2 protein-coding genes are annotated in these 845 nt (G+C 44.7%); both read right to left on the bottom strand.

Annotation, left to right across the window (positions count from 1 at the left end; translation table 11 throughout):
• Positions 1-512: arginine--tRNA ligase (gene argS, locus A3766_RS06160; RefSeq protein ID WP_082907055.1), on the bottom strand; the 512-nt coding region annotated here is incomplete at its 3' end.
• Between the two features lie 135 nt (positions 513-647).
• A partial coding sequence (locus A3766_RS30540) for a hypothetical protein (protein WP_197479374.1) occupies positions 648-845 on the bottom strand: 198 nt, incomplete at its 5' end.

Raw genomic sequence — 845 nt, 5'->3', positions numbered from 1 at the left:
CCAGCATCGTTGTAATAGAACTCGCTGGTCACATCCCAGCCATTTGCACCGAGAAGTCTGCAAATGCTGTCACCGACTGCTGCGCCACGGCCATGCCCCACATGCAATGGGCCGGTAGGATTAGCGGAAACAAACTCGACTTGAACTTTTTGGCCTTTACCTGAGTTGTTGTGTCCATATTTATCCGCATTTTCAATAATTGAACTGAGGACGGCAAAGCTGCTGGCGGAGCTCATAAAAAAGTTGATGAAGCCAGGGCCAGCAATTTCAATTTTGTCTACGCTTGCATTATTTTGAGCGGTGATCTTTTCAACGATTTGCTCAGCAAGCGCTCGAGGTGGCATCTTGGCCTGCTTGGCTAAGACTAGCCCTATATTCGAGGCATAGTCGCCATGCGCTTTATCTTTTGTCGCATCAATATTGATCTTATAACTCGCGTCCGAAGGAATGACGTTCTCGTTGCTAAGTTCAGTCACAACCGTTTGTACAAGTTCAATTATCAGTTCTTTCATGCGCGTCCAGATTTACAAAAGCCAATGGGAAATTAAAAGGGGGCGTATTATCTATGATTCCGTTCAAGATTTAAACGCTAATACTTGGAGTCAGAGTAAAAAGTGCGCTTTTTACTCTGACTCCAAGTATTGCTATTAGACGTAATCGAGGGGGTCTGCGTCGATATATAGCTTGGTTTTATGGGATTTACGCGAATCTAGATAACAGCGCAAGCTATGTACAAGCTGCGAGCGAGCCTTCATATCTGAAATAAATAAATGCAAGTAGCTTCGGTAGATTCCAGACTTTCTGGCGATATTTGCTTCAATGGGGCCCGATATTTGTATCGCTGC

It is taken from the genome of Oleiphilus sp. HI0132 (assembly GCF_001635845.1).
Note: the sequence above shows the minus strand (reverse complement) of the source record. Positions and strands in the feature narration are given on the sequence as shown.